We start from the raw sequence: 21959 nt of genomic DNA on the forward strand, positions 1-21959 counted from the left end.
AGTAATTTAGCATAAAACATCAATCATGAAAAAAGCCATATCGTTATTCATAGCTTTAGTTGTTACTTTCTCCTTATTTTCGGCAGAAGTAACAGGCCTCCGCTGCGAAATGCTGATAAACCCTGAAGGTATAGATACAACCACTCCACGATTAAGCTGGATAATCAATTCGACAGAGCGCAATGTTGAGCAAAAATCGTATCAAATTCTGGCTGCTTCAACCCAGGAGAAGCTAGACAAAAACAACGCCGACTTGTGGGATTCGGGCGAAATAAAAAGCAGTCAATCGGTCTATATACGTTATGCCGGAACCTCGTTGCAAAGCAGAAGCCAGGTTTATTGGAAAGTAAAAGTAACCACGAATAAAGGTGAAACGATATGGAGCCCTGTTGCAAAGTTCGGCGTGGGATTATTAAGCAATTCCGATTGGTCGGCAAAATGGATCGGATTGGATAAAGTTTTCCCGTGGGATAGCGAAACACAGCATGCAAGGCTCTCGGCTCGTTATTTACGTAAAGAGTTTGATAACAGAAAGACGGTCAAGTCAGCCAAAGTTTATATATCAGGACTGGGATTATATGAATTGTACATAAATGGGCAAAAGATAGGAGATCAGGTTCTTGCCCCCACCCCAACCGATTACAATGAATCGTTCAGATACAATACTTTTGATGTAACATCGCATATTCAATCGGGTAAAAATGCTATCGGGACAATTCTTGGCAACGGGCGTTTCTACAATATGCGTCAGAACTTTAAGCCACATAAAATAAAGACATTCGGTTATCCGAAAATGCGGTTTCAATTGGAAATCGAATATACCGACGGAACAACGCAAACTATCATAAGTGACAACACTTGGAAAGTCACAACAGACGGTCCGATCCGTTCCAATAACGACTTTGACGGTGAAGAATACGATGCCACCAAAGAACTGGGACAGTGGAATATCACAGGTTATAACGACCGCAAATGGATGAAAGCCGAATTGGTGGAAGCACCTAAGGGCAAAATGTCTGCCCAGATGAACGACAATATGAAAGTGATGAACACCGTCAAGCCTATAAAAATAACAGCCTTGACACCTGATACTTTCATTGTAGATATGGGGCAGAATATGACAGGTTGGGTGCAACTGACTGCTAAAGGCAAAAAAGGAGATAAAATTACTTTACGTTTTGCCGAAACGCTGGAAAAAGACGGACATTTGCGGACTATCAACCTTCGCAGTGCAAAACAAACCGATATTTACACGATGAAAGGCGAAGGAACCGAAACGTGGGAGCCTCGCTTCGTTACGCACGGATTCCGTTATATGGAAGTAACGGGTTATCCCGGAACGCCTACTATCAACGATTTTACAGGTAAGGTGGTGTATGACGGAATTGAAACTACAAGCACTTTCGAAACTTCCAACGCTTTACTAAACCAGATACACAAAAATGCCTATTGGGGCATTCAGGGAAATTATAAAGGTATTCCTCTCGATTGCCCGCAACGTGACGAAAGGCAACCTTGGTTGGGCGACCATACAATAGGCTGTTTCGGCGAAAGTTTCGTGTACGACAACGAAAGGCTTTATGCCAAATGGATGGACGACATGAGGGATTCTCAAACCGAAGAAGGGAAGATTTCGGATATTGTTCCACCCTATTATATGATCTATTACAGTGATAATATGACATGGCCGGGAACTTATTTGTTTGTTGCCGAAATGTTGCTGCAGCAATACGGAAACACAGAGCCTATCATCAAGCATTATCCGTACATGAAAAAATGGTTCTTCCACATGAAGGACAATTATATGACCTCCGATTATATCATGACAAAGGATAAATACGGCGATTGGTGCGTTCCACCCGAAGAAAAAGAAATGATACACTCGCAAGACCCCAACCGAAAAACAGACGGGGAACTAATAGCCACTGCATACAGTTACCGATTGTTACAAATGCTTCAAAAATTTGCTGTAATAGCCGGGCATAAAGAAGATGTGGAAGAGTACGCCGCTTTAGCCGAAAATATACGCAAAGGCTTTAATAAGAAATTCTATAATGCCGAAACGGGACAATATAGCAATCATACGGTTACGGCAAACTTGTTGCCTTTAGCTTTCAACATGGTGGACAGGGAAAATGACGAACGTGTTTTCCGGAATATGATAGACCGCATTGTACGCAACGAAAAACTGCATATCAGCACAGGGGTTATCGGTACTCAATGGCTGATGCGCGAACTTACAAGAAGAGGTCGTGCCGATGTGGCATACACCATTGCCACACAGAAAGATTATCCCGGTTGGGGATATATGATTGAGCAGGGTGCGACTACCATTTGGGAACTATGGAACGGAGACACTGCCAGTCCGAAAATGAATTCGCATAATCATGTGATGCTTTTGGGCGACTTGGTTTCGTGGATGTATGAAGACCTTACCGGAATCAAGAGCCACAAAACCTATCCGGGATTCAAACGGTTGTGGATGAAAGCAAATCCGACGGAAGATTTGACCTTTGCAAAAGCTACTCATAAAACTCCATACGGATGGGTAAAGAGTGACTGGAAACTAGACACCGACAATAACACTTTCACTTGGAAAATAACTATCCCTGCCAACACGAGAGCGAATATATTGCTTCCTGCCGAAAATGCAGAAGACATTACCGAAAACGGAAAGCCTGTAAATCAGGTGGAAGGATTGAAATATGTACGCAAAGAAGAAGGACGTGTAAACCTTGAGATCGGTTCAGGCGAATATACTTTTATGTGCAAATACGGAGAAGCAGCTAACCGTTGGAAAGAAGGAATTATTTCCGATAAATTTATCAACAAAAACGCTTCATACCCCGAAAGCCACGCATCCACAATCGTTGAATCTAAAGAAGGTCATCTTGTTGCCTCTTGGTTTGGAGGAACAAAGGAACGTAATCCTGATGTTTGCATCTGGGTGAGCCGCTTCATAGACGGAAAATGGACGGCAGGACAAAACGTAGCAAACGGCATTGTAAACGACACACTCCGCTATGCGACATGGAATCCTGTACTTTATCAGGTTCCGAACGGCGAATTGCAACTATACTACAAAGTAGGTCCGAACGTAGCCGGATGGGTGGGAAAAATGATAACATCGAACGACGGTGGCGTTACATGGTCTGAGCCTCGTGACCTGCCCGAAAACTTCTTAGGTCCTGTCAAAAACAAACCTGTTCTGTTGAAAGACGGCACATTGCTTTGCCCTTCAAGTACCGAAGGTGACGGATGGAAAGTACACTTCGAAACAACAAAAGATTTTGGCAAAAGCTGGAAGAAAACAGGTCCTATCAACGAAGGCAAGGAGCTGCACACGATACAACCATCCGTTCTTTTCCATAAAGATGGCAAACTGCAGATATTATGCCGCACCAAAGAACGTGCATTAGCCGAATCGTGGTCGTCAGACAATGGTAAAACGTGGTCGCCCATGACAAAATCGTCTCTGCCTAGTACCAATTCGGGTACGGATGCCGTAACGCTGCAGGATGGTCGTCAATTGTTGGTTTATAACCACGTATTACCCAACGATAGTTTGAAAAACGGCAAAGGTTTCCGCACTCCTTTAAACGTAGCCATATCGGATGATGGAAAAACTTGGTACGCAGCCACAATTATTGAAGATTCTCCTATCAGCCAATACTCCTACCCGTCTGTTATTCAGAGTAAAGACGGATTGGTGCATATTGTTTACACTTGGCGCAGAAAAGGGATTAAACATGCTGTAATTGACCCGAACAAACTGATATTATCTAAGATAGAAAATATGCAATGGCCTTCGTTGATGGAAACGAAAGAAATTCAGGTCGTTAACAACCAACGCTACAAAGTTTCGGCTTGCGATTGGATGATGCTGAAACGCCAGAAAGTAGGCGCAATGGAACTAGCCAAAGAACTTAGTGCAGATGGTTTGGAACTTGATATGGGTGGACTAGGCAAACGAGTTTCTTTTGACAATAAATTTACAGAAAAACATTTCCAAGAATTATTCATTTCTGAATGTAACCGCTTGGGCATAGAGTTTAGTTCTATTGCGATGTCGGCTTTCTACGGGCAGTCTTTCGCAAAACGTGATAATTACGAACAACTGATTGACGAATGTATCGCCACGATGAAAGCCTTAGGCGTAAAAGTTGCTTTCTTGCCGATGGGTAACCAAAGCGATTTGGTAAAAGAACCCGAACTTTATCCGATAGTGCTTGAAAGACTGAAAGTTGTGGCTAAAAAAGCAGAAGCCGCAGGGGTTGTGATTGGTATAGAAACCAATCTGCCAACCAAAGAAGAAGCGAAATTGATAGACAAGATAAACTCACCCTCCATAAAAAGTTATGTGAACTTTTCATCCGTTATCAAACGGAATGAGGATGTAGTGAAAGCCTTGAAAACCTTGGGTAAAGACCGCATCATACAGATTCATGCAAGTAATACGGACGGTTTTTGGCTCGAAAACGATCCTGCTATCAATATGACTGAAGTAAAGAAAACCCTCGACAAAATGGGTTGGAGCGGTTGGCTTGTGGTTGAACGTTCTCGCGATGTGAAAGATGTTCATAACGTGAAAAAAAATTATGGTGCTAATGTAAAATATTTAAAGTCAGTATTCCAAGGTCACAGACCTTTTTATGACTTTGGTAAGTAAAATAACCAAAATTGTAGGGACTGGGCTCTGTCCTGCCTAGGAAAATAATTATATTAAAAACTAAATCATGAAAATCAATAACTTATATATTTTATCTGTAATATCCGTCTTGTTTTTTGCAACCTGTTCAAATCCTGTAAAACAGACCGCAACACAAGATGAAGCGAATACCGAATATCCTTCCATTCTGGAAATTATTGCCGGTACGGATACGCTTTCTTCCGTAAAGCTGAAAGAGGTTTGTATAGCCAACGGGATAGATACAACTTCCATTTATCAATGGAAAAATCACTTGATAATATATAGCAAAACGGAGGATAATAAGAATCTGCAAAAGCAAGTTTCTGAGGCTTATCCCGATGCCGAGATCAAATATTATGATAGTCCTTATTATATTTTCGACCGTGCAAACTGCGACAATAAAGAAACTGCATCGGAATGGAGCCATACTATCATGACTGCCAATCTGGTAAGCGACACAACAATGCAGAAAGAATATATGGATTACCATGCAACCCAATCCGAGAAATTTCCGGAAGTGGCCAACGGATTTTGCAAAGCCGATTTTCAACAGCTTTTGATGTTCAGAAACAGCAGGCAACTGATGTTAATCATAAGCATTCCGAAAGGGGAAAATCTGGACGACCTGAACCCGAAAACCACAGAGGATAATCCCCGTGTAGACGAATGGAATGCCATCATGGCAAAATATCAGGAAGGCATAGAAGGTTCGGACGGAAACACATGGGTGGTTTTTGATAACATAAAATAAACAAACTTTAAATAGTTGTCATTCTGAACAAAGTGAAGAATCTTTTATTCGACAAACAGATCCTTCGTTACACTCAGAAACAACGTTCGAGGAGCGAAGGCGACTCAATGACAAAACATAAAACTTAGAATAGACATTAATGAGACAAACAAATTATCAGTTATTTGATTTTCTTGATTTCGATACAGATTTAAACGGTGGAGACAGGCTTTGGAGAGCTTGCCCCCCTACTCATATAGAAGAAAAGAGCGGTGATATTTTCATCACCATTCCTTTTCAGAAACAAAACAACTCGAACGAAATAACTCCTGACAATTCCGCCCCTCGAAAGAGTTATCAATTAAGGCTAAGAGCCTACGGAGAAAAGATACTCAGGGTTTCTGTTGTTTTCGACGGGCAGATCAGCGAAACGTCCGAAATGCTTGAAATGGCAGAATCGTTGAAGGTAACTCCTTTGACTTTCGAAAAAACAGAAAACGAGTGGCTGATAAAAGACAGCCAAGGCAACAAAAAAGCCGTTGTAGACTTCCGTCAACCTGAAACCGACTGGTGGAGCGATTTGCAACCTGCACCACAAGAAACAATTGATATCCGTTTCTATGCTGACGGCAAAAAAGAAGTAAGGCTCTCGGCTTACGATATGTTTTCTCCGGCACGCCACGATGCTTTTGCACTGGCTTATGTTGAAAAAGACGGAAAAGCAAACAGGGCTACATTTTCCGTTCATGCCAATCCTGACGAGTGTTTTATGGGAACAGGCGAACGCTTCGCTAAAATGGACTTATCGGGTAAAACCCTTCAAATGCGCAATCAGGACGGACAAGGTGTAAACAATCGCCGCACATATAAAAATATACCGTTCTATATTTCAACCGAAATGTACGGACTGTTTTTGCATACCACATCTTTTGCCAAATTTTCACTTGCCGACCACTCTACACGCTCGGCGCAAGTGATGGTAGAAGATACTGTTCTGGACACATTCCTGATTGGTGGTGATACTCCCGAAGAAATACTTTTCGGTTATCGGCAATTGACAGGTTTTCCGTCCATGCCTCCATTGTGGAGCTTCGGTGTATGGATGAGCCGCATGACCTACTTCTCGGCAGACGAGGTGAATGAAATCTGCGATCGCATGAGAAAAGAAAAGTATCCCTGCGATGTAATTCATCTCGATACAGGTTGGTTCGAGACCGATTGGCTCTGCGAATGGAAATTCAACAAGGAGCGTTTCCCCGATCCCGAAAAATTCATCCGTAATTTGAGGGACAACGGTTACAAAGTCAGCCTGTGGCAATTGCCTTACATCGCCTACACAGCCGAACAATACAAGGAAGCCTCAGAAAATAACTACATCAGCAAAAGTGAAAAGAAAATACAAGGGGCATCCAATTTCAGTGTGCAGGATTATGCAGGCACAATAGATTTCACTTACGACAAGGCAACCGAGTGGTATAAAGGACTGCTGAAAAACCTGTTGGATATGGGTGTTGTCTGCATCAAAGCCGATTTTGGCGAGGACATTCACCTCGATGCAGAGTATCACTCTATGAGTCCTGATAAACTGCACAACATCTATCCCCTGCTCTATCAGAAAGCCGCATACGAAATAACCAAAGAGGTGACGGGCGACGGCATTATCTGGGCACGCTCGGCATGGGCAGGAGCACAACGCTATCCCTTGCATTGGGGTGGCGATTCGGCTTGTTCGTGGGATGGATTGGCAGGATCGTTGAAAGGCGGGTTGCATTTCGGACTTTCAGGGTTTGGATTCTGGAGTCACGATGTTCCGGGATTCCACAGTGTCCCTAACTTTATGAACTCCATCATTCCCGACGACATTTATGTACGCTGGACTCAGTTCGGGGTATTCTCATCTCATATCCGCTATCATGGTTCGCACAAACGTGAACCTTGGCACTATCCTCAGATTGCTAGCGTCATCAAAGACTGGTGGAATCTTCGCTACCGGCTTATACCATACATCTTGGAGCAAAGCGAAAAAGCCACTCATACAGGCTATCCTGTGCTCCGAGCAATGTGGATGCACCACACCCAAGATAAGACTGTCCGTCATATTGACGACCAATACTATTTTGGGTCTGATATGCTTGTGGCTCCTGTTATGAACCCGGAGAACAGACGGGATATCTATCTGCCCGAAGGCAAATGGATAAACTTCTTCACAGGAGAAGTTTTTGAAGGAAACCAATGGCTGAAAGACGTTGTAGTTCCTTTGGAAGAAATGCCTGTGTTTGTAAAATACGGTGCTGAGATTCCTGTATATCCTTTCAATGTGGATAGTACGGACGATATGGATATGGAGAAAGTAGTAAGAGTAACTTTTGATCAAGATTATTCTTTCGATAAGATTAAAAAATATTAAAGGAAAAATCAAAATGGTAATAAAAACAGACATCTTGGTTAAAAACCGTTAATAAAAACACACAAACACCTGAATAACAGCAATATAAATGAAAACATGGAAATATAATTTCGGAGAATCGAAGAAACATTACATAGATTGGTGGAATGGGAAAGGCATCGTACTGACAATGTGGGAACACCTCGACAAAGAAGGTGAGCCTTACACAGACATACCAGAACCACCACAGGCAAAAGATATTAGTCAGTTTTGGTTCGACCCCGATTGGCGTTCCGATTATCTGAACTATAAGATGTCTCGCTATTCGTACAAGGCCGACATTCTTCCGGTTGCCAATACACAACTTGGTCCGGGTTCGTTAGGCGCAATCTTGGGGGCAGAGTTGGAAGGTCGTGACAAGGATACCATCTGGATTAGAGAACCGGAAAATTTTGATGGAAATATAGTTTTCGACGAAAACAATAAGTGGTGGCAACTTCATCTCGATTTGCTCCGCAAGTGCAAAGAAAAAGCACAAGGCAACTATCTGATAGGTTGCCCCGATCTGATTGAAGGACTGGATACTCTTGCAAGCCTCAAAGGTTCCGATTCGGTATTGATAGATACAATGATAGACCCCGAAACCACACTGCAACAATTGCAAGCTGTAAACGATGCTTACTTTAAAGCATTCGACCAGATATACGACATTATCAATGTGGACGGAGAAATGGCTTTCTGTTACTTCTCTATCTGGGGACCGGGTAAGGTTTCTAAGTTGCAATGCGATATCTCCATTATGATTTCAGAAGATGATTTCAGAACATTTGCTCAACCATTTCTGCGAGAGCAAACCGAAAAGATAGATTATACGCTTTATCACCTCGATGGTGTAGACGCTATACGCCACTTGGATGCTATACTAGAACTTGAAAAGCTGAATGCCGTGCAATGGACTCCGGGTGTAGGACAGCCGCAAGGAGGTGACCCTCAATGGTATGACCTTTACAAAAAAATTCTTGCAGGAGGAAAATCCATTATGGCAAATTGGGTAACTCTGGACGAATTGAAACCTCTTCTCGACAATGTTGGTAATCAGGGGTTGAACATACAAATGGATTTTAAATCGGAACACGAAATTGACGAAGCCTTAAAAATAATAGAATCATACAGATGATTCGCAGTTAGCAGTCAACAACTTAAAACTTAGAACTTAAAACTTAGAACTTAGAACTCATAACTTGTAACTTGTAACTCGTAACTTGTAACTCGTAACTTGTAACTCATAACTTGTAACTCGTAACTTGTAACTCATAACTTGTAACTCATAACTTGTAACTCGTAACTTGTAACTTGTAACTCGTAACTCAGACATACACCATGAAAAACCTTATAGAACTTACTAATTTAGATTTAGGAATAATAATATCCTACATCGCCATTCTGATTGGAGTGGCATGGTGGGCAAGCCATAGCAATAAAAAAAAGGGCGAAGACCTCTTTCTTGCAAACAAATCTCTTGGCTGGTTTGCTATCGGACTAACAATGTGGGGGACAAACGTAGGTCCTTCCATGCTGATAGCCAATGCCAGCAGCGGATTCGAAAACGGAATAGTTGCAGGTAACTTTTCTTGGTACGCATTTCCTTTCATCTGTTTGTTGGCATTTGTTTTTGCACCTCGCTATCTGGGTGCAAAAGTGATGACATTGCCCGAATATATGGGCAAGCGTTTTGGCGAAAACACCCGCAAATACATAGCCTGGTACACAATACTTACCATACTCATATCCTGGCTCGGACTAACACTCTTTTCCGGAGGTGTTTTTATGGAGCAAATTCTCGATCTGCCACTATGGGCGTGCATTACAATCTTAGTGACGGTATCTGCCGCTTTCACCATTGCGGGAGGACTGAAAGCGATTGCCTATACCAATGTATATCAAATGCTTCTGCTGATTGGCGTTTCAGTGCTGTTGGTGATTCTGGCCATATATAAAATCGGAGGAATAGAAAAAATTATATCCGAAACACCCTCCAGTTATTGGAACCTTTTTCAACCACTTGACAATAAAGATTTTCCCTGGCTTGCAATCTTGATCGGATACCCTATTATGGGTGTATGGTTTTGGTGTACCGACCAATCTATGGTTCAATCGGTATTGGGGGCGAAAAGCCTCAGACAAGGGCAGTTAGGAGCTAACTTTTGCGGATGGCTGAAACTCATTGATATTCCCCTGTTCATTCTACCGGGTATACTATGTTTCATCTTGTTACCAAACATAAGCAATTCTACCGACTCGTATCTTCAACTTGTAACACATGTTTTTCCTCCGGGACTGATAGGTTTGGTTGTTGTAGTAATGATTGCCGCCCTGATAAGCACCATTGCATCTGCCCTGAACTCACTCAGCACGGTGTTCACGATGGATATTTACGTAAAAAATTTCAGGCCGAAAGCCGATAAAAGTGAAATTCGTACCATCGGCAGGGTCGTTGTTCTTATAGGGGCAATCGTATCCGTATTTTTAGCCATCAGCATTACCTTTATTCAAGGACTCAGCTTTTTCAATATATTTCAATCGGTATTGAGTTTCATTGCTCCGCCAATGTCGGCAGCTTTCTTGTTTGCCGTATTCTGGAAAAAAACATCAACAAAAGCAATAAATCTGGTATTGACTTTAGGAACTATTTTCAGTATCGGCACAGGCATACTTTACTATACCGGACTTATATTTAAAGGATTACATTTCCTATACCTTTCGTTCTTCATATTTGTTGCCCTTGCCCTCTTTATCTACATTTTTTCATCTTTCGATAAAACAGAATCAGCCTCAACTCTCGATTATAAACCTATCAAGATAAATAATAATGTAAAAATAGCATGGTCGGCACTTGTAGTAGTAATGATTGGCATGTACATATTTTTTAATGGAAATTGAAAACTCATAACTTGTAACTCGTAACTTAGAACTTAAAACCCATTAGATATGAATCCTATTTTAGAAAAAATATTCGAATGTGTCGAATTCGGAAAAATTAATCTGGCAGCCAATTTCCCTCCACAAATGAAAGGGCAACCCGGAGCAGACGAATACACGAAAGAAGCTCTGGACAGTGGCATTACACCATCCGACATTATGAATGAAGCACTTATCCCTGCAATGAACAAGGTAGGTCAGAAATTTACGGAAAATAAAATATTTGTACCACAGATGCTACTTTCCGCAAAAGCAATGAATGCAGCAATGGAACACTTGAAACCCTTTTTCAAAAGCGGAGAAGTGAAACGTAAAGGCACATTCATACTTGGAACTGTTTTCGGAGACTTGCACGATATAGGCAAAAACCTTGTGGGCATGATGGTTGAAGGCGCAGGCTGGGAGGTGATAGACCTTGGCATTGATGTGAAAACCGAGAAATTTGTTGAAACCCTGCAACAACACCCGAATGCCATTGTAGGTATCTCGGCATTGCTGACCACCACAATGGTGAATATGGAACCCGTGATTAAGGCGATAAAAGAAATGTCTCCTGCCACAAAAGTTATTGTGGGCGGTGCTCCGCTGTCTCAAGAGTTTGCTTCTTCAATCGGAGCAGACGGATACGGGAAAGACCCGCAAGCGAGTATTCAATGGTTAGATTCGGTTGTTGCTTAATATGAAGTCATCTAGACTTTTTAAATTATACTTAATTTTTGAGTTTTTGTCATGTTGAACGTAGTGAAACATCTAAAAAACAGATCCTTCGATACTCTCAGGATGACAAAATTGAATAAAACGAAAAAGTCTAGACGGTTTCTATTTTAATTAGATAAAAAAGTAGGGGCGAAAAATCTTTCGCCCAATAATAATTGACATTCGGGTGCAAGATTTTGCACCCCTACAAATTACTAGAAATGAACTTTATTAAAGAAATACTTGAGTCTGAAAAACGATTGGCAATTCCCATCATGACTCACCCCGGTATTGAAGCTCTGGGCAAAATCGTAAAGGAAGCCGTTTGCAGCGGTGAAATTCATTACGAAGCCATCAAATATCTGGTAGATAAGTATGACACTTTTGCCGGAACTGCAATCATGGATTTGACCGTGGAAGCAGAAGCCTTTGGCACAAAGATAAATATGCCCGACGAAGAGGTTCCCAGCGTGATTGGCAGATTGGTTTCCGACCTTGAGTCGGTAGAGGCTCTAGCCGTACCCAACCTATCGGCAGGACGTATTCCCGAATACATAAAAGCCAACAAGCTGGCTGCTGAAAACATAAAAAACAAACCCATCCTTTCGGGGTGTATTGGTCCTTATTCGCTTGCAGGACGATTGTATGACATGTCGGAAATTATGGTAGCAATTTACATTGATCCCGATACAATAAACATCCTGTTACAGAAATGTACCGATTTTCTTATCTCCTACTGCAAGGCATTGAAGCAAACGGGTACGGCCGGAGTCATCATGGCAGAACCGGCAGCAGGCTTGCTGTCGAACGAAGACTGTATGGAATACTCAACCAAATATGTAAAGCAGATAGTTGATGCCGTTCAGGATGAGACTTTCGCTGTCATTCTTCACAATTGCGGAAACACAGGTCAATGCAATGACGCAATGATACAAAGCGGTGCTAATGCGCTGCATTTCGGCAACAAAATAGATATGGCTGAAGTATTGAGAGTATGTCCCGAAAACATTGTCGTATCAGGCAATCTCGATCCTGTCGGAATTTTCAAACAAGCCGATAAAGAGGAAGTAGCAAAGGCAACCAACGAACTTCTGAACATATCGAAAGGGTATAAAAATTTTGTCATATCAAGCGGTTGCGACTTGCCGCCTCACGTATCGACAGAAAACATCGACGCATTTTTCGATACAGTAAAAGCATTTAACAATCAATAGGAAATATGTATCCTTACCATTTTCTGACATATAAATTCTCGTTTCAAGATATTGCTCCTTCGGTGGACAGTATCCTGGAATTTCTCCAATCATCGGGTTGTGAGGAGGATCACCCTGTCAGGATAATTATAAAAAAAACACTCTGCGAACTACAATCTTATCAAGATATTTCGGGAGGATATATCATCAAACCCATTGATTCCCTGATGTTGAAAGATGGTATAATAAAAGTTGAAAATAAAGACTTAATAGTAGGCAAACAAATTTGCGGATACCTGAAAAAAGCATCGCACCTGGCACTTTTTGTTTGTACGGCAGGAGATATTTTCACAAAAATCACCACCGGATACAATGCCAATGGCGACTATTTGGAGGCCTTTGTGGTTGACGCCATCGGCTCATTGACCGTCGAAAAAGCAATGGACAATATTCAGGAAGATTTAGCCATCTTATCCGAAATAAATAATTTAAGAATAAGCAACCGTTACAGCCCCGGTTACTGCAATTGGGAATTATCGGGACAAAGAAGGCTGTTCAGCCTGATCGGAGAAAATCCGATAAATATATGCCTGACAGATTCGTGCCTGATGAACCCCATCAAATCGGTGAGCGGAATTATAGGCATTGGAGAGGATATTAAGAAAAAAGCCTATGGCTGTGTTATCTGTAACAATTCGGAATGTATTTACAGAAAAATATTAACTAAAAGATAATGAGAAAATTAAGACTTAACTTATTAGCATTAATATTGAGCCTTGCTCCATTTTCCTTTTCGGCAGAAATATACGTTTCGCCAAAGGGCAATGATTCTAATTCGGGTACAAAATCGGAACCTAAAGCAACATTGCACTCTGCCGTAAGAGAAGCTCGTGAACTTCGCAGATTGCTGAAAGTGGAAAAAGACGAGCCTATCCGCATCCTCATGCAAGGAGGGGTCTACAATTTGTACGAACCTGTATTCATTCGCCCCGAAGATTCGGGAACAGAAACAAGTCCTACCATAATAGAAGCCGTTAAGGGAGAAAGACCTGTTTTGAGTGGAGGCATGCAAATTTCGGGTTGGAAAAAGGAAGGCAAATTCTGGACTGCCGATGTTCCATCATTCAATGGAAACAGGATTATTTTCCGCCAATTGTGGATAAACGGAAAGAAAGCCGTCAGAGCGAGAAATGTATCCGATTTTGAAAAAATGGACAGGATAAGAAGCAACGACAAGAAAAACGAAATACTCTGGATTCCTGCTTCTGCCGTGAAAGGATTAACCAAAGCCGAAAACCTTGAACTGGTAATTCATCAGATGTGGGCAATTGCCAATCTGAGGGTCAAGTCTATAATAGTTCAGGGAGATTCGGCAGGCATTAAGTTTCACAATCCCGAAGCACGTATACAATTTGAACACCCTTGGCCTCAGCCGATGGTGAAAGAGGGACTTAATTCGGCTTTCTATTTCACAAATGCCATAGAATTGCTCGACCAACCGGGTGAATGGTATCACGACACGAAAACAAATAAATTATATTATCTGCCTCGCAACGATGAAGATATGAAAACAGCCGAAGCCATTGTGCCTGTATTGGAAACTCTTGTGGAAATAACAGGAACTCTTGACCGCCCTGTGAAACATATTCAGTTTAAAGGTATTGGCTTCAATTATACGACATGGACTCGTCCGTCCGAAAAAGGGCATGTTCCGCTTCAAGCAGGGATGTATCTTGTTGACGGCTACAAGCTCCGTCCTCCGGGCGTACCGGGAAACTTCAACAAAGGCATTGAAAATCAGGGCTGGATTGGTCGTCCTCCTGCGGCGGTGATGGTTCAGGCTGCACAATTCACGAAGTTTGAAGAATGTCGTTTCGAACACTTAGGCTCATGTGGATTAGATTTCCTGTATGGTACACGATATGATACGGTTAACGCTTGCGTATTCCGTGATATTGCAGGAAACGGAATGCAAATAGGCAAAATGTCGGATATAGCGATGGAAACCCACCTACCCTACGATCCATCGGACGAACGTGAAATATGTTCTCATCAAACTATTTCGAACAACTACATCACAGACGTGACCAACGACGATTGGGGATGCGTAGCCATTTGTGCGGGATTTGTAAAAGATATCAATATAGAACATAACGAAATCAGCGAAATATCTTACTCAGGTATCAGTCTCGGTTGGGGATGGACAAAAACAGTTAACTGTATGCGTAACAACCGTGTACATGCAAACTATATCCATCACTATGCCAAACACATGTATGATGTGGCAGGGGTTTATACACTTTCGGTTCAGTCTAAATCATCCATTACGGAAAACGTTGTAGATCATATATATAGTCCGTCTTACGTTCACGATCCTCACCATTGGTTTTATCTGTATACGGACGAAGGAAGTTCATTTTTCACCGTGAAAGACAATTGGTGTCCGGAAGAAAAGTTCCTTCAAAATGCGAATGGTCCGGGCAACGAGTGGTTGAACAATGGACCTATGGTTTCGGATTCGATCAAGAATAATGCAGGAATAAACGAAAATTATAAGTGGATATTAAGATAGTTACGAGTTACGAGTTATAAGTTATAAGTTATAAGTCATAAGTTATAAGTCATAAGTTATAAGTCATAAGTTATAAGTTATAAGTCATAAGTTATAAGTAGACGAGTTATAAGTTCTTTTATGCGCAAGCCACTCGTTTACTCGTAACTTGTAACTCGTAACTTGTAACTGTCCGAAGGACGAAGTAACTCGTAACTTATAACTCGTAACTCAAAAAAAAAATAAAATACATGGAACATAAAAAAGGAAGTTTAAAAAGTACGATCATCGTATCGCTCACCAATTATCTGGATGCCGGTGCAATTGTAGCCGGAGCCAGCGGGTTAACGCTTTGGCAAAATTATCTGGGACTTACCGCAGGAAATCTTGGCTGGCTCAATGCCATCAGTGCCAATTGTTTCGGGGCGGCTATCGGAGCAATCATTGGCGGTTTTTTGGCCGACAAATACGGTCGGAAAACTATCTATACCTACAACATGCTTGTGTATATGCTAGGTGTGGCAATAATTATGTTTACGGTGAGTTTCCCGATGTTGTTGCTCGGATTCCTGATCACAGGTATTTCGGTAGGTGCGGGTGTTCCTGCCTCGTGGACTTATATTTCCGAAAATTCGGAAGTTGGCAATCGTGGTCGTAACATCGGAATCTCGCAATTTGCATGGGGAGTTGGCCCCGCCATCATTCTGATTCTTGGAATGTTACTTGCCCCCGGCAAAGATGGCGAATCGGCTGGAGTGTTGTTCGGATTTGTTGAAAAAATAGCAGCAATATTTTTGGGCGACAATGCAAGCGTTGCAGCAGTCAATGTATTCAGTAGCCGTATTATTTTCGGCTCGCTGTTCATCGTGGCATTTGTTGCATGGCTATTTCAACGCAAACTTGACGAATCGAAAGACTGGGAGGCTGCTAAACTGGCAGAAAGTAAAGAAAAGCAGCCAAGTGTTTTCGCTTCTTTCGGAAAACTGTTTACCAACAAGGTGAATGTTCGCACAATGATTTTCCTTGCCGGCATTTACCTGACATGGAACTTCGTGGCTAGCGTGATGGGATTCTTCCAGCCTCATATTTACGAAACGGCAGGCGGTCTGTCGAACGGGCAAGCCAACATGTTGTCTGCCATACAATGGTTGATCATTGTTGCCGTAACCTACTTCGGCTTCTCTATGCTGGTTGATAAAGTTAATCAGCGTTGGCTCTATTTCTTTGGTACGGGAATAGGTATAGTGGCATGGTTGATTCTCATTTTTGTGGGAATAAAAGATCATTTTGCTTTGTGGGTTTTCACAATTCTTTGGGGTATTCAGGGCGGAATGAGCGTGCAGGCGTTTTACGCGCTTTGGGCATCGGAACTCTTCCCTGCCAAATATCGTGCTGCTGCACAGGGAGTCATGTTTTTCATTGTAAGAGGTGCTTCGGCATTGTGGGGATTGGCATTCGTCAACATCTACGGCTCTGATGGCGAAGGGTTTACTCTGGCTGCTTACCTGATGGTCGGTTTGTTGCTCATTGCATTGATAATAGGAACAATATGGACACCTAAAACCCGTGGCAAAACCTTGCAGCAAATAACAGACGAAAGATACGGAGATGATATTTAGCAAATTAGCCAATTAACTAATGTGCCAATATGCTAATGATTCGAAAAACAACAATGTTATAAAAATATTTACAGATGAAAAAATCTAATTCCCCGACATGGATCTGGTATCCGGGCGATTATGAAATATGGTTGGGCAACGAAATGCAAAACCGCAGAACCGAACGAGGCGGATTTTTCCCTCCTTTCTGGAAGATGGACAGCCACTATGTTGCCGTTGAATTTTCCACAAAATTGGATTTACCAACCGCCGAAGAAGTTGAAATATACGTAGAAGGAAGATACAACATAAAACTAGACGGGAAAATTCTTCCTGCGTACAGCAAAATGACAATCCCGGCAGGAAAACACAGCCTGAACATTAAAGTTCACAATCAGGCTAACGTTCCCTCCATTTATGTAAAAGGCAAAACATTTGGTTCGGACGAAACATGGAAAGTAACTTTCGAAGACAAAGAATGGATTGACGAATCGGGCAAAGCGTCCGACACATCATCGGGAACTGTTTATCTGGATGCCGGAGCATGGAATTTCGATTCACCCGACACTCCTCCATCTAAATTCAAATTGTCTACAACTCCTATGCAAGCCGTAAAAACAGAGCAAAAAAATAATGGTGTTCTGGTCGATTTCGGGAAAGAGACGTTCGGTTTTGTGAAGTTTCATAATTTGAAGGGAAAAGGCAAATTATCAATATTCTACGGAGAATCTAGCGAAGAAGCATTAGATACGGAATATTGCGAAACATTAGACTATTTCGACATTGATAATTCGACAGCAGAAGATTTCACCCTACCCGATTCTAAGGCATATCGCTACATTTATATCGAAAAAGATTCGGGACTGTCTTACGACGAAGTTTCTATGCTCTACGAATATCTGCCATTAGATTATCGTGGAAGTTTCAGATGCAGTGACGAGCTGATCAATAAGATTTGGGATATTTCGGCATACACCATGCACCTTACATCCCGTGAGTTTTTTATTGACGGAATCAAGCGTGACCGTTGGATTTGGAGCGGCGATGCTTATCAAAGCTATCTGATGAACTATTACCTGTTTTTCGATTCGCCATCGGTTACACGCACAATGCTCAACCTGAGGGGTAAAGACCCTGTAACAAGCCATACAAACACAATCATGGACTATACATTCTATTGGTTCATGGGTATTTACGACTATCTGCAATACACAGGCGACACTAAGTTTGTTGAGCAATTTTATCCTCGTATGCAAAGTCTTATAGACTACTGCCTTTCTCGCCGCAATACGGACGGCATGATGGAGGGTCTTGCAGGCGATTGGGTCTTTATAGATTGGGCAGATTTTGAAATGAGCAAAAACGGAGAAGTTAGCTTCGAGCAATTGCTTTTCTGCCGCAGCCTCGAAACGATGGCGCTTTGTGCCGGCATAATGAACGACACGGAAAACAAAGAGAAATATTCGGCATTAGCTTCCGATCTGAAAGGAAAACTGTTCACGACATTCTGGTCGAAAGATAAAGGTGCATTCATCCACAATCGTGAAAACGGTGTGAAGAGCGAACAGGTAACCCCTTACACCAACATGTTTGCCGTGTTGTTCAATTATCTGGATACAGAAAAAACAGATGCGGTGAAAAACAATGTCCTCTTAAACCCCGATGCCCTGAAAATTACGACTCCATACATGCGTTTCTACGAACTCGAAGCTCTGTGCGCATTGGGTGAACACAATCATGTGTTGAAAGAAATACGTGACTACTGGGGTGGTATGCTTGATCTCGGAGCAACTTCATTCTGGGAAAAATATAATCCGAATGAAAAGGACACGGAACACCTAGCTATGTATGGCCGCCCTTACGGGAAAAGCCTTTGCCACGCATGGGGAGCAAGTCCTATTTATCTTCTTGGAAAATATTACATAGGAGTGAAACCAGAGAAACAAGGGTACGCAGAGTTTAGTATACGCCCCGTTCTGGGTGATCTGAAATGGATGGAAAGCACTGTACCAACTCCGAACGGCGATATTAAAGTATACATGGATGCTGAACAGATAAAAGTATTGGCAACCGAAGGCGAAGGTTATTTGTATTTCGATAGCAAATCGGAACCTCAAACGAATATGGGACAAATTGAAAAATTGGAGGAAAATAAATATAAACTGAGAATCACCTCAAATGCAGGTGAATATGTTGTGAAAATGAAATTATAAATTCACTAATACCAAAAAGACATGCTTAATAATTACCGATTTTCCTTTTTTAAATGCTTCTTGGCATTTATGATGGGCTGCGTAACACTTTCCGGTTATGCAGAAGGGACAAAGAAGATTCTCATAAACGAGTTTTTAGCCTTAAACTCGAATGGGATGAAAGACGAAGACGGCGACAACTCCGATTGGATAGAACTGTACAATCCCGGCAGCGAAGCCATAAACCTGAAAGGTTGGACCATCACCGACAATGCTTCAAAACTTGATAAGTGGACATTTCCGTCCGTTACGATCAATGCGGGTGGGTATCTGGTTATTTTTGCCTCCGAAAAAGACAAGTCTAACAGCGGAAGCAATTTACATACCAATTTTAAGTTATCGGGAGGTGGTGAATATCTTGCCATCCTCGAACCCGGACAAATAGTATCGGATGAATATGCCCCATACTACCCTGCTCAACAAACAGATATTTCTTATGGGCACTACATGGGTCAACATACCATATTCGCAACCCCAACCCCCGGTGCAGAAAACACCTTTACGGGACAAGCCTTAGCGCCTGTTTTCAGCAAAACCAGAGGATATTTCGACGAAGCATTCTCAGTTACTTTAAGTGTGGGCGACCCTGATACAAAAATCTACTATACAACAGATGGAACAAGGCCAACCGAAAGCAGTACATTATACACAGCTCCCATTAACATTACTACAACTACGCCGCTAAGTGCTATCGGTGTAAAAGATGGTGTTTCGAGTGCAGTGACAACCAACACCTACTTTTTTGTAAAAGATATCGTAAAGCAGCCTGCAAATCCTGCAGGATATCCTGCAAAATGGGGGCATCTTGCCTATGGAACAGGAGGTTATGCCGCAGGTGAAAAAGCTCCTGCCGATTATGAAATGGACCCTGAAATTTGCAATAATGCTGCCTATAAAGACTTGCTCGAAGATGCTTTCCTTGCCATTCCAACCTTGTCGATAGTTACAACCCCCGGGTATATTTTCTCCGACTCGAGAGATCCCGAAACAGGTGGTATATACATCTATACAGGAAAATCCGGCAACCCTAAAAATCTGGGAGGTGGCACTTTAGGCGATGGATGGGAACGTCCCACATCAATTGAATACTTCGAACCCAAAACAGGAAAACAGTTCCAGATAAATTGCGGATTAAGACTTCATGGTGGAAACAGCAGAAGACCATACAACAGTGGAAAACACTCATTCAGAGTACATTTCAAAAAAATATACGGAGCAGGCAACCTGCATTACGATCTATTTGACGACGATACGGCCAACGACAAGTTCGGACACTTAGTTTTCAGAGCCGGATACAATTTCAGTTGGATTACGGGAGGCTCTGGAGACAATGCAGATCAAAGGCTCAGAGCTCAGTATATGGTTGACCCGTTTGCCAAAAAAACACAATCGGAAATGGGACACCATGCCGTTCACGACCGCTTTGCACATCTATTCATCAATGGCTTGTATTGGGGGTTATACGACATCTCCGAAAGGGTCAGAAATCAGTTTACGTCCGAATATATGGGCGGTAAAGAAGAAGACTACGACGTGATTGACGATGACGGACTGGTTGAAGGACAATTGACTGCATACAATCAGATGTTGAGTTTAGCCAAAAGCAAGAATTACAATGAGTTGATATCTCAGAAACTGCTGAACATGGAGAACTTCATAGATTATATGTTGCTCAATTTTTATATCGGCAATGATGATTGGGGAAAAAACAACTGGTACACTGCACGTAACCGTGTGAATCCGGGCAAAGGCTTTCAATATTTCAGTTGGGACGCAGAAAATGCCCTTAGCAATGTAAACAACAATAAAATACTCAACTTTGAAGGGCCTTTACGTGAAATGCTATTTGGTGCCTCAAAAGACGCTACAAACGGAGGCTTATCTCAGAATGCCGAGTTCAAATTATTGTTCATGGACAGGGTTCAAAAACATTTTCTGAATGATGGGGTTTTAACTCCCGAAAAAACAGCAGAACGCTACCTGAAACTTGCGGATGAAATAGACCTGCCCATCATTCTCGAATCGGCTCGTTGGGGAGATTACCGCAAAAAAGTTCTTACCCGCGACAATGTTCGCATCACATATACCCGCAACGATCACTGGATTCCGATGAAAGACGCCCTTTGTAACGACTATTTCCCGGCAAGAACTGAGATAGTATACAACCAACTAAAAGCATTGGGATTAACTACGCCTATCGACGCACCTGTTTTCAGTTCTAAAGGTGGCTCGATAACAGAACCCATCGACCTGACAATATCTGCAACAAGCGGTAGCATCTACTACACAATAGACGGTACAGACCCCAGAGTTGCTAATAGCGGAGACGTTTCTTCGGGCGGATTATTATACAATTCGCCTCTACAAGTTGTTGGGAAAGGAACCATCAAAGCAAGAGCCAAAAATGGGTCTACATGGTCTGCCCTCTCGGAAGTAACATTCAAAGATGGCGGTCAATCCGGAATGCTTGCCGAACAAGAGAACGCTGTAAATATCTATTATGACAATGGTATGCTTCATTATGTTCTTCCATCCGACGGAAATGTTACAATAGAAATATATTCAGCGGAAGGAAAATGTGTACAAAGAATTAGTAATAACGACGCATTTGCAGGAGTAAACCACATTGAGTTAACCAACTACTCAAGAGGTGTTTACATCTACAAGATGGTATATAATAATTCTATCGTTTCAGGTAAGTTTGTAAAATAGAATTATAGATAATTCTTGTCATCCTGACCAACGGGAAGGATCTAAATAAGGTATAAGTCATTGATTTATTGAGTTGATTGAAAACTGTTATCTGCAAACCAATACCAGATGCTTCGTTTCACTCAGCATGACAATAGCTTTCGAAAATGCTCTAAATATGTTGTACAGCATA

The 21959-nt window shown here is 42.0% G+C and carries 10 protein-coding genes and 3 pseudogenes; all 13 read left to right on the top strand.

Annotation, left to right across the window (positions count from 1 at the left end):
• Positions 1-25: 25 nt before the first annotated feature.
• A pseudogene (locus D0T56_RS08505) lies at positions 26-3775 on the top strand (family 78 glycoside hydrolase catalytic domain); the annotation flags it as partial.
• Positions 3776-3922: 147 nt separating this feature from the next.
• Positions 3923-4669: pseudogene (locus D0T56_RS16740) on the top strand (sugar phosphate isomerase/epimerase family protein); the annotation flags it as partial.
• Between the two features lie 67 nt (positions 4670-4736).
• A complete protein-coding gene (locus D0T56_RS08510; protein ID WP_163319710.1) occupies positions 4737-5441 on the top strand; it encodes an L-rhamnose mutarotase in 705 nt (234 codons plus the stop codon).
• Between the two features lie 139 nt (positions 5442-5580).
• Positions 5581-7827: an alpha-xylosidase gene (locus tag D0T56_RS08515; RefSeq protein WP_163319711.1), complete on the top strand. Its 2247-nt coding sequence runs from the start codon at positions 5581-5583 to the stop codon at positions 7825-7827.
• A gap of 88 nt (positions 7828-7915) precedes the next feature.
• A pseudogene (locus D0T56_RS08520) lies at positions 7916-8977 on the top strand (cobalamin-binding protein); the annotation flags it as partial.
• A 209-nt stretch (positions 8978-9186) separates the two neighbouring features.
• Positions 9187-10746: a sodium/solute symporter gene (locus D0T56_RS08525; protein WP_163319713.1), complete on the top strand. Its 1560-nt coding sequence runs from the start codon at positions 9187-9189 to the stop codon at positions 10744-10746.
• 48 nt (positions 10747-10794) lie between these two features.
• The gene (locus D0T56_RS08530; RefSeq protein ID WP_163319714.1) at positions 10795-11463 is read left to right on the top strand and encodes a B12-binding domain-containing protein; all 669 of its coding nucleotides are present in this window, start codon (positions 10795-10797) and stop codon (positions 11461-11463) included.
• Positions 11464-11702: 239 nt separating this feature from the next.
• A complete protein-coding gene (locus D0T56_RS08535) occupies positions 11703-12695 on the top strand; it encodes a uroporphyrinogen decarboxylase family protein (RefSeq protein ID WP_163319715.1) in 993 nt (330 codons plus the stop codon).
• Between the two features lie 5 nt (positions 12696-12700).
• Complete coding sequence (locus D0T56_RS08540) at positions 12701-13408, top strand: vitamin B12 dependent-methionine synthase activation domain-containing protein (protein ID WP_163319716.1); 708 nt, start codon at positions 12701-12703, stop codon at positions 13406-13408.
• Positions 13408-15246: a right-handed parallel beta-helix repeat-containing protein gene (locus tag D0T56_RS08545; protein WP_163319717.1), complete on the top strand. Its 1839-nt coding sequence runs from the start codon at positions 13408-13410 to the stop codon at positions 15244-15246. Before D0T56_RS08540 ends, D0T56_RS08545 begins: the two co-directional genes overlap by 1 nt.
• A gap of 230 nt (positions 15247-15476) precedes the next feature.
• Positions 15477-16844: an MFS transporter gene (locus D0T56_RS08550; protein ID WP_163319718.1), complete on the top strand. Its 1368-nt coding sequence runs from the start codon at positions 15477-15479 to the stop codon at positions 16842-16844.
• Between the two features lie 74 nt (positions 16845-16918).
• Positions 16919-19036, top strand: a complete 2118-nt coding sequence (locus D0T56_RS08555; RefSeq protein WP_163319719.1) for an alpha-L-rhamnosidase C-terminal domain-containing protein — start codon at positions 16919-16921, stop codon at positions 19034-19036.
• A gap of 69 nt (positions 19037-19105) precedes the next feature.
• Positions 19106-21787 (top strand): chitobiase/beta-hexosaminidase C-terminal domain-containing protein, encoded by a 2682-nt coding sequence (locus D0T56_RS08560; protein ID WP_163319720.1) that lies wholly within the window; start codon positions 19106-19108, stop codon positions 21785-21787.
• Positions 21788-21959 lie beyond the last annotated feature (172 nt).

Origin of the sequence: Dysgonomonas sp. 520 (genome assembly GCF_010501095.1) — a bacterium.
Taxonomy (GTDB): domain Bacteria; phylum Bacteroidota; class Bacteroidia; order Bacteroidales; family Dysgonomonadaceae; genus QVMP01.